Origin of the sequence: Thomasclavelia sp., from assembly GCF_017889095.1 — a bacterium.
Classification (GTDB): Bacteria; Bacillota_I; Bacilli_A; order Erysipelotrichales; family Coprobacillaceae; genus Thomasclavelia.
Map to the genome: position 1 here is coordinate 1 of NZ_JAGHEW010000121.1, position 10474 is coordinate 10474.

The window sequence follows — 10474 nt, forward strand, 5'->3', positions numbered from 1 at the left end:
TCTCCAATTGAAACCATTGTTAAAGGCATCATTATCACTTCCTCACTCTTTTCTGTTAGCCTCATCTAACTAAGAATATGTTATACCTATCTAACTTAAATGTCAATACTTCTAAAGCAAAAAGTTAAACAAAACTAACTACAAACAATAAAACTAATAAGTAAAGCCACTTAAAAAAGTATTTCTATACTAATATATTCATTTACAAATTAAACTATCCTACAATTCACCTATTAATAAATAACAAAATTCTAAATACCAACTCAACCCATTATCATTATCAATAAAAAAAGAGCCAGTTAAACTGACTCTATATCATTAATTAATCTAAATCTTCACCATTAGATTCAAAGGCTTTTTTAACCCATTGATATGATTTTTTAGGAATACGTTTTAAATCGCGAAGGTCTTTATTAGTTCTATTTACATAAACAAAACCATAACGTTTATCCATATTACACATACTTGCAAGAATATCAATTGGTCCCCAAGTAATGTATCCTAAACAATTAACTCCTTCTTCAAACATGGCATTTTTCATTTCTTTGATATGATCACGATGATATTCAATACGATAATCATCTTCAATTGTTTTACCAGCCGCTAACATTTCATCAATTTCTTCCTGGCTCATATCTTCACGCCAACCAATACCGTTTTCTAAGACGAAAACTGGTAAACCACTACGATTATATAGATCATTTAAAGTCCATCTAAATCCAATTGGATCAATTTCCCAGTTCCATTCATTTGCTTTACAATGAGGATTTTTAATTGTATGTTCACCAACAACTTCATGGTAAGGGCGAGTGTAATCAAATTCACCTTCAGTGATTGTATTTGAACGATAATAACTAAATGCAATATAATCAACAGTATATTTTAATAATTCTTCATCTTCAGCTTCAAATTTAGGCATCCATCCTCTATTTTCAAGATAAGCTACCATATAATCAGGATATTTTCCTTTCGCAAATACATCAACATGGAAACCATTCATATATTGATAAGCTTGCCATGCAAATAAATTATTTTTTGGTGTATTTGTATATGAATAAATATTAGTTACTGCACTCATTCCACAGAATTTAGCATCAGGTTGTAATTCTCTTAACGCTTTAACTGCTTTACAGTGAGCAATAAATACGTTGTGATTTACTTGATATAAATGTTTTGCAGGATCAACACCATCAGGGATTTCTTCAGCATTAGAAACACGAAGCATCATTCCATGTAAATTTTGTTCATTAAATGACATCCAGTGTTTTACTCGATCACCGAAACGTTCAATACAAACACGAGCATATCTTTCAAAACAGTCAACTACATAACGTGAAGCAAAACCGTTATATTCTTTTACTAAATGGTATGGCATATCAAAGTGAACTAATGTAATCATTGGCTCAATTCCGGCAGCCCATAATTTATCAATTAAATCACTATAGAATTTAACTCCTTCTTCATTTACTGGTTCATCTAATGTTCCATTAGGAATAATTCTTGACCAGCAAATTGAAAAACGATAGAAATTAAATCCCATATCTTTCATTAAAGCAATATCTTCATCATAACGATGATATTCATCAATTCCTACTGACCAGTCTGAAAAATCAGGATCAGTTGGTCTTACATCATAAATACAAACTCCTTTACCACCTTCGTTACGAGCACCTTCAGTTTGAAAACTAGAAACTGAACCTCCCCAATAAAAATTCTTTGGCAATTTTTTTTCCACAATTATTTCCTCCTTAGTTATCTACACTCATTTTATAGCAAATAAAAAAAGTGTAAATACTTATTCCCTACTTTATAATTAAGTTTCATAAATATACAAAATTTGCGTATTTGTATGAAACTTTTTTTCATTTTCAAAACAATTAACCCTAAATTCATGATATAATTAATTTGGTGATTAAAATGAGTATTATGACACAATTAGAATTTGAATTAGATTTTTCTAATTCCGAGAAAAATATTGCAAAGTATATTTTAGATAATGGTGATGGTATTTTAAATCTTTCCATCAAGGAATTAGCCAAAAGAACCTATACCTCACCTGCTACGATTGTTCGTTTATGCCGTAAACTGGGACTTGACGGCTACCAGGATTTTAAGATCAAATATTCAGCTGAATTACAATTTAATAATAAAAATCGGGTTGATGTAAATTATCCATTTAGTAACAGTGATTCAAATCAGCAGATCGCTAATCAAATTTCAAGATTACACCAGGAAGCTTTGCAAGATACATTAGCGCTAATTGATTATTCCATCTTAGATCAGGCAGTTTCTAAACTTGAACAGGCTAATCATATCTATTTATTTGGCCTTGGTAACTCTTTATTAGCGGGATTGGATTTCCAGCATAAAATGCTTAGGATCAACAAAATGGTCGAAATTCGCAACAATGCTGGTGAACAAGTATTTTTAGCTTATTCATGTAAACCTGGGGATGTCGCTATTATTATTTCCTATTCAGGAGAAAGTAATGAAATGATCGATATTGCCAAATCACTAAAACGCAGACATATTAGCGTCATAGTAATAACTTCAATCGGTGACAATCGAATCTCAAAATATAGTGATTATTTAATTAATACTGGATCTAGGGAAAAAATATTTTCGAAAATAGCTCCCTATGCTTCTAAAACATCAATATCCTATATATTAGATATAATTTTTTCATGTTTATTTAAATTACATTACGATCAATATATGGAAGAAAAACTAGGTAATGATAAAATGTTTGATCATCGTCATCCTTTTAAAAGTCCTATTAATGATTAAATATATTTTTCTAAAACAAAAGGAAATCGTTATGATTTCCTTTACTATTTATTTAATTAACGGCTTTTTTTGCCTGATACAACTATCTCATCGTCACCTAACTGATCTTTTAAATTGTCTTTCTTTGATTGTTTTTTAGATTTCATTTAAGTCACCTCGATAATAGTTTGGTACAAAAAATTAAAATCATACTATAAATTTTTTAAAAAATTAATTACTTCATCCAAAGAATCAAAAACCTTACATTGATCTAAATACTCTTTTTGTGGATATTTTAAATCAGGAATACAAATAACACTAATACCAGCTTTATTTGCAGCAGCTATTCCGGCTTCGCTATCTTCTAAAACTAGTGCTTCACTATTTTTAACTTGCAATTTTTGAGCCGCTTTAATAAAGATTTCAGGATCTGGTTTACTATGACTAATTTCATCACCACAAATCATATCATCAAAATATTTTAAAACATCATGATTACCTAATAACTGTTTTGCTCTTACTTTAGTACTTGAAGTAGCGATTATTGTTTTATATTGATGCTTTTTTAAATACTCTAATAATTCAATTAGCCCATTTTTTAAAGATACTCCATTTTGGTTTAAATATTTTTGTTCTAACTCAAAAAAATGTTTAACCATTACATCAAGATCAAAATCCAAATGATAATGATTTTTTATATAAGTAAGTGAAGCTAGTGCTGATCTGCCAGGAAAGCCTTGTAAATAATCTTCTTTAGTAAAAGGATATCCATAACTAGTGATAACATCCTGATAACATTGAAAAGATATTTCCTCACTATTGATCATCAAACCATCCATATCAAAAATAACTGCTTTAATCATTTTTTTATTTCTCCTTACAAGTCTATTTTACCACGATTATTGTATAAAATAATTTATGATCAAGCAGGAGATTTTAATTATTAGAAATTTTTTTCTCTTTTTCCTATCATTATTTCTTTTAATTTTGATAATTTCTTACCAGATCACATAAATTAGAGATTTAACCTTGACAAGTAAAAAAGTTATTTTTAAGATAAGGGTAAATAAAAGCGTTTACATAATAAGGAGTTGAAACGATGATGGATGAGTTTTTAAGTGAAACATACGTTGAAATCTTTAAAAGCTGGATTTTAGGACATAAAAAATTAAAAATGTCTATTTCTGATGATCGTAGCAGTATTACGATTAAAAATTATTATAGTGAAAGTCATGTTAATTTTTATCAAATGAATATTGTTGAATTTACGATCAAAAACATTGAAAAAGATGAAACTGTTTTCTATTTACATTTTCAAATCAAGAATTTAAAACAAGCTGTTGATCTTTTTAATGAGATGTTAGAAACGATCAACAATATTACCAATACCCCAGCTTTAAAAGTTTTATTTACTTGTACTAGCGGTTTAACAACTGGTTATTTTGCACAAAAAGTAAATGAAGTAGCCGATTTACTACACTTAGATATCCATGTTGATGCGGTTAGTTATAATAATTTATATAAAGCTGGTCATGACTATGATATTATCATGCTGGCTCCCCAAATTTCATATATGGATACTAAAGTACGGGCTATTTTAAAAGAGCAAGTTATTGTTAAGATCCCATCACCTATTTTTGCAAAATATGATATCAAAAAAATGTTAGCATTGATTGAACAAAACCGTAATAACAAAGCCGTTTTAGATGAACATCATGAACCGATCAAAGCAAAAAACCTACGACCTAGCAATGTTAAAACATTATGCATTGCCTTAATTCGTAATAGTCGCCGGGTCCATATTGCCTATCGGATCTATGACGAACAGAACCAGATTCTTGAAAATGATGAAATCATAAAACCCCGGCTAACAATTTTTGATTACTATCTGGTAATTGACAGTATGTTAGGACAATATCCTGATATTGGCATCATTGGTATAAGCACTCCTGGGATAATTAATAATGGTCATATTACCTCATTAAATTTATTTGGCATTGAAGAAGTATTTATTGAACGTGATTTTACTTCAAAATATTCACAAAAATTTGTTTTCTTAAATGATGTTAATGCCATTGCTTTAGGTTACTATGGCAGCCAGGATGAATACAATTCAATATCATTTATCTTTCAGCCCGTTGCTTCCAAAAGCGGTACCGGACATATTATTAATGATCGCTTGATTTTAGGAAATCATAATATTGCTGGTGAAGTTCAATATTTACCAGCTAATTATTCAAAAGATGTTTTAGAATTGCATCAAACTCCTGAAGGAGCAATTGAGGCCATGGCCAAAACAATTATTTCAATCGTTAGTATCATTGATCCTCAGTTAGTGGTATTTTGCTGTACTTTGATTACTGATCTAGATGAATTAAATAAAGAAATCGAAAAAGATTTACCTACCCAGTATATTCCTAAAATAATCAAGATTGAATATCTTCAAGAATATATGCTGTTAGGAACTTTATTAGATTGTCAACAAAACTAATGCTAGCTCTTGCTAGCATTTTTAATTAAACAAAAAAAGCAATGTTGCCATTGCTTTTATTCATCACCAAAACAAATTCCAACTGCTTTAGCTGCTTTAACTAATTCACCGTTAGGATCAACGTGTTTTTGTTTACCAAATTTAGCATCACCAATTACTTCTTCTAATGAAGTATAAGTCATTTCTTCACCTTTTAAAGTAACGACATTACCAAATTTACCTTCTTTAATTAATTCAAGCGCTTTAACTCCAAAACGGATTGATAAAATACGATCGTATGCCTGGATATCACCACCACGAATAATATGTCCTGGATTTACAGAACGTACTTCGTGATTTTTGATAGCTTTTTCTAAGTCATCAGCAACTTTAGCTGCTAATCCTGAATAACGAACTGGATCAGGACTATCTTCAACAATCTTACCGATTACTTTAGTACCATCAGCATATTTTGCTCCTTCAGCTACCGCAATAACTGTATATGGATATCCAGCCTGATCACGTTTTTCAACATGTTTTACGATATTTTCAATTGAAAATGGAATTTCTGGAATTAAAATACATGAAGCATTTCCTGCCATACCAGCATATAATGCGATCCATCCCGCATCACGACCCATTAATTCACAACAAATTACTCGATGATGTGATTTAGCTGTTGTATTTAAACGATCGATAAATTCAGTTCCTACTGATAAAGCACTGATAAATCCATAAGTTAAATCAGTTGCTGGTAAATCATTATCCATTGTCTTAGGAATACCAATTACGTTAACACCTTTTCTTGAAAAATCACGAGCACTTGTTAAAGTACCGTCACCACCTAAAACAACTAATACATCAACTCCAGCTTTCTTTAAGTTTTCTACACCAACATCAGAAACGTCTTTTTTAACTTTTCCACCATGACCATCATCAACTAAATAATCAAATAAGTTATCTTTGTTTGAACTATATAAAATAGTTCCTCCTTCTTTATAAATATTTTCTACCTTATCAACTGTTAATTCTATGTAATCATTGTTATAAAGACCACGATAACCATAAACATATCCAATAACTTCATAACCATATTCATTTATTGCCGCTTTAGTTACCGCTCTAATAACAGCATTCAAACCTGGACAGTCACCGCCTCCAGATAATAATGCAATTCTTTTTACATCTGCCATATACATCCCTCCATAAGTAATATTATATGATTTTTAAGCATAAAACTCAACAAAAATGTTAACGTTTACAAAATTTCGTTAGTTTTAAAATATTCAATTAGTTTTTTAACCGGCAAACCAATTACTGTCTCAATGTCACCATCGATCTTGGCAACTAACCGGGAACCTTCTCCTTGAATAGCATATCCGCCAGCTTTACCTTGCCATTCATTTAAATCAAGATAATCATTTATTTCTTGATCGCTTAACGCTTTAAATCTAACTTTAGTCAAATCATGAAATGTTGTTACTTGATGATCATCAATGATCGCTACTGCCGAGTAAACAATTTGCGTCCTATCTGCCAAATATTTAAGCATCCTAAATGCATCCTGACGATCTCTAGGTTTTCCTAGCATTTTATCTTCTAAACAAACCATCGTATCACTGCCAATAACTACATCTTTAGGATATTTTAAGGCAATTGGATAAGCTTTTTGATAAGCTAGTTTTTCTAAGCGCAAAGGAAGTGCTAGAGTCATATCTAGCACTTCATCAATTTCTTGATAATCAACGATAAAATTGATTCGATGCTGTCTTAATAATTCTTTCCTTCTTGGTGAACTACTAGCTAAAATTATTTGTTTCATTACTCAGATTTAGCAGGTTCACTTTTTTCTTTTTTCAATGGTTTTGGCAATAACGCTTTACGAGATACATTCACTTTACCTTTATCATCTACTTTAGTAACTTTTACCTTAACAATATCCCCAACTTTTAAAACATCACTCATTTTCTTAGTTCTTTCATAAGCATAATCAGAGATATGTAAGAAACCGTCAGTACCTTCAAATAAATTGATAAATGCATAATTATCTTCTACGCGAACAGCTTTACCATCATACACTTCACCAACATTAGCTTTTTTAACAATTTTTTCAATTAAAGCTACTGCCGTGTCAATTGCACTTTGATCATGATGGTAAATGACAACTGTACCATCTTGTTCAATATCGATCTTAACGCCATCAGACTGATCAATGATTTCATTAATTGTTTTACCACCTTGACCAATAACTGATTTGATTTCATCTGGATCAATTTTGATCATTTTAACTTTTGGTGCATAAGGTGATAATTCTTCGCGTGGCTCACTGATTGCTGCCATCATATTAGCCATGATTTCTTTACGAGCTTGTTTAGCTTGAGCTAATGCTTCCTGGAGAATTTCTTTAGTGATACCATCAATTTTTATATCCATTTGTAACGCACAAATACCTTTATCAGTTCCAGCAACTTTAAAGTCCATATCACCTAAATGATCTTCCATACCTTGAATATCCGTTAAAATAGTATAGTCATCACCTTTTTTTACCAATCCCATCGCAACCCCGGCTACTGGTGCTTTAATAGGTACCCCAGCTGCCATCAATGACATTGATGAAGCACAAATTGATGCTTGTGATGATGATCCATTTGATTCTAAGACTTCAGAAACGACCCGAATTGTATATGGGAATTCATCTTCACCGGGAATTACTTGTGCTAAAGCTCTTTCACCTAAAGCCCCATGACCGATTTCACGACGACCTGGTGCACCCATTCTTCCCGTTTCCCCTACTGAATATGGTGGGAAATTATAGTGATGCATAAATCGTTTTTGATCTTCTAAACCTAAACCATCGATTTTTTGATGCTCTCCCATCGCCCCTAAAGTAGTTACTGATAAAACCTGAGTTTCTCCACGAGTAAATAAAGCGGAACCATGAACTCTTGGCAATAAATCAATTTGCGAATCTAATGGTCTAATTTCATCTAATTTACGGCCATCAGGTCTAACTTTATCTTCAGTAATTAAACGACGAACTTCATCTTTTTCCAAGTCATGTAAAATAATACCTACTTGTTTCATAACATTAGCTTTAGTTTCTTCATCGCTATATTCTTTACTGTCATATTCTAAAGTAACTTGTTCAATTAATTTATCGATAGCATCGTAACGTTCTAATTTACCAGGAATAGAAACAGCAGCAACCATTTCTTCTTTTGCCCGGTTACTAACTTCATTAACTAAATCTTGATCTAATTCAAATAACGGTACATCAATTTTTTCTTTCCCGCAAGCTTCGATAACTTTTTCTTGGAAAGCGATTAATTCTTTAATTTTTTCATGACCGAACAATAATGCTTCTAACATTACTTCTTCGCTAACTTCTTTAGCATCAGCTTCAACCATATTAATAGCATCTTTAGTTCCCGCTACTTCAAGGTTGATTTGTGATCTTTCTAATTGCTCAGGTGTCCCATTGACAATAAACTCGCCATCTACTAAACCAACATTAACCCCAGCAATTGGACCATTGAAAGGAATATCAGAAATACATAACGCTAATGATGCTCCTAACATTGCTGTCATTTCTGGAGTAGCATCCTGGTCAACTGATAAGACCGTATTGATACTTTGAACTTCATTTCTAAATCCATCAGCAAATAATGGTCTAATTGGACGGTCGATCATTCTGGCTGTCAATGTTCCATGTTCACTTGGACGTCCTTCACGCTTTAAAAAACCGCCAGGAATTTTTCCTACGGAATATAATTTTTCTTCATAAGTAACTGTTAAAGGAAAGAAATCCACATCTTTAGGTTCTTTTCCAGCGACAACAGTTGATAAAATAACTGTATCATTATATCTAACTAATACAGCTCCATTAGCCTGTTTAGCTAACTCTCCCACTTCAACACTCAGATTTCTACCATAGAAATCCATACTAAACACTTGTTTATTCATTCTTTCACCTCATCTATTATCTTAGCCATTATAACATAAAAAATTTCTTTTAAAAACAATTTCTTACCTTAACTACTGCAAAAGCAAGCAAAAAGATGTTATAATAGTAAACAGAGGTGAGTTTATGAATGAAAATGAATTAAAAAGTTTAGAAGTATACAATGAAAAGTTTAAGGAGGACCCAACTTCTTTCAATGATTTCCAAGCTAATGACTACATTAAGCTGCTTAAAAAAAGTAATAATAATGAAGAAGCCATTGAAGTTGGTAAAACTTTCATGTCCCAATGTCCTAATCTAAAAGGATATATCAATCAATACGGTTATGCACTTTATAATAAGTACATTAACATTGATGATGAAAAAATCAAAGAAAATGAAACATTATTCTTTGCTATCCTTGATGACATTCTTGCTATTTGTAAGCAAGAACGCTATTCGCCAATGGAACCTGCTGTTAATCGGGCCATCAAATATTTACAGCGTACTAAACCTAATGACCCAAATAAGTTAGTTGAAGTTTTAGATTTACTTGACCCTAATTTATTAGATGACAAACCATTTACTAACGATGAAGGAAAAGAATTTGAATCTAAAAAAGAACGTTACTATCGTTTAAAAGTGAAAGCTTTATATGAAGCTAAAAGAGCTAAAGAGTGTGTAGAAACTGCCAACATCGCTTTAACGCTTCCATTAAAATGGCATTTTAACACATTGCAATGGATCAATTACCAAAGAGCTTGTTCTTTAGTTGAACTAGAACAATATGATGAAGCTAAAAAAACTTTCTTAGCTTTACATAACCATATTCGTAGTGTCAACTTATATGAAGTTTTATATAAGACTTTCTCAAAAACTGGTAATGTTAAAGAAGCTAATGCTTATATGCTTTATGAATTCTTTGAAAACGGATATTCTATCAATCATTTAGGTATTTATTTACGTTTATTAGATGCAACTAAACGAACTAATGATCCAATGTTGATTGAAATCGTTGACGTTTTCTTAACTAAATTATGTAACGAAAATAATCGTGACTACAGCCCACTTGGCGATTATGGTGATAAGTACAATGACCAGAACTCTGAATATTTATATGATGAATTATATGAAAAAGTAATGAATAATCTTGATAAATATGTTGAACGAGTTGAAGGTACAGTAGTTCATTATAATAAGGATAGAGGTATTGGAACAATTTCTCGTCATGATCAGGACGGTATTTTCTTTAGACAAGCTGATTATGTTTATGATGAAGATGTTCAAAGACGTGATAA

The 10474-nt window shown here is 31.3% G+C and carries 8 protein-coding genes; 3 read left to right on the forward strand and 5 right to left on the reverse strand.

Annotation, left to right across the window (positions count from 1 at the left end; genetic code table 11):
- Nucleotides 1-322: 322 nt before the first annotated feature.
- Complete coding sequence (locus J7M77_RS05370) at nucleotides 323-1735, reverse strand: glycoside hydrolase family 1 protein (RefSeq protein ID WP_296876784.1); 1413 nt, start codon at nucleotides 1733-1735, stop codon at nucleotides 323-325.
- Between the two features lie 182 nt (nucleotides 1736-1917).
- Between J7M77_RS05370 and J7M77_RS05375 the strand changes: the two genes are divergently transcribed.
- On the forward strand, nucleotides 1918-2787 hold the full coding sequence (locus J7M77_RS05375; RefSeq protein ID WP_296876787.1) for a MurR/RpiR family transcriptional regulator: 870 nt from the start codon (nucleotides 1918-1920) through the stop codon (nucleotides 2785-2787).
- A gap of 191 nt (nucleotides 2788-2978) precedes the next feature.
- Here J7M77_RS05375 and J7M77_RS05380 read toward each other — a convergent pair whose 3' ends face one another.
- Nucleotides 2979-3629, reverse strand: a complete 651-nt coding sequence (locus J7M77_RS05380) for an HAD family phosphatase (RefSeq protein ID WP_296876790.1) — start codon at nucleotides 3627-3629, stop codon at nucleotides 2979-2981.
- Nucleotides 3630-3865: 236 nt separating this feature from the next.
- Here J7M77_RS05380 and J7M77_RS05385 point away from each other — a divergent pair, with 236 nt between their 5' ends.
- Nucleotides 3866-5257, forward strand: a complete 1392-nt coding sequence (locus J7M77_RS05385; protein ID WP_296876793.1) for an ROK family protein — start codon at nucleotides 3866-3868, stop codon at nucleotides 5255-5257.
- Between the two features lie 56 nt (nucleotides 5258-5313).
- Here J7M77_RS05385 and J7M77_RS05390 read toward each other — a convergent pair whose 3' ends face one another.
- From J7M77_RS05390 to pnp, 3 genes are all read right to left on the reverse strand, one after another.
- Nucleotides 5314-6429: a 6-phosphofructokinase gene (locus J7M77_RS05390; RefSeq protein ID WP_296876796.1), complete on the reverse strand. Its 1116-nt coding sequence runs from the start codon at nucleotides 6427-6429 to the stop codon at nucleotides 5314-5316.
- Nucleotides 6430-6494: 65 nt separating this feature from the next.
- Nucleotides 6495-7058: a nucleoside triphosphate pyrophosphatase gene (locus J7M77_RS05395; protein WP_296876798.1), complete on the reverse strand. Its 564-nt coding sequence runs from the start codon at nucleotides 7056-7058 to the stop codon at nucleotides 6495-6497.
- A complete protein-coding gene (pnp, locus tag J7M77_RS05400; protein WP_296876802.1) occupies nucleotides 7058-9199 on the reverse strand; it encodes a polyribonucleotide nucleotidyltransferase in 2142 nt (713 codons plus the stop codon). Before pnp ends, J7M77_RS05395 begins: the two co-directional genes overlap by 1 nt.
- Before the next feature lie 124 nt (nucleotides 9200-9323).
- Between pnp and J7M77_RS05405 the strand changes: the two genes are divergently transcribed.
- Nucleotides 9324-10474, forward strand: a 1151-nt coding sequence (locus J7M77_RS05405) for a hypothetical protein (protein WP_296876804.1), incomplete at its 3' end; no start/stop codon positions are given.

What these genes read in the sequence shown, in the direction of transcription:
- J7M77_RS05375 (WP_296876787.1), top strand. Translation starts at nt 1,918, where the DNA reads ATGAGTATTATGACACAATTAGAATTTGAATTAGATTTTTCTAATTCC.
- J7M77_RS05380 (WP_296876790.1), bottom strand. Translation starts at nt 3,629, where the DNA reads ATGATTAAAGCAGTTATTTTTGATATGGATGGTTTGATGATCAATAGT.
- J7M77_RS05385 (WP_296876793.1), top strand. Translation starts at nt 3,866, where the DNA reads ATGATGGATGAGTTTTTAAGTGAAACATACGTTGAAATCTTTAAAAGC.
- J7M77_RS05390 (WP_296876796.1), bottom strand. Translation starts at nt 6,429, where the DNA reads ATGGCAGATGTAAAAAGAATTGCATTATTATCTGGAGGCGGTGACTGT.
- J7M77_RS05395 (WP_296876798.1), bottom strand. Translation starts at nt 7,058, where the DNA reads ATGAAACAAATAATTTTAGCTAGTAGTTCACCAAGAAGGAAAGAATTA.
- pnp (WP_296876802.1), bottom strand. Translation starts at nt 9,199, where the DNA reads ATGAATAAACAAGTGTTTAGTATGGATTTCTATGGTAGAAATCTGAGT.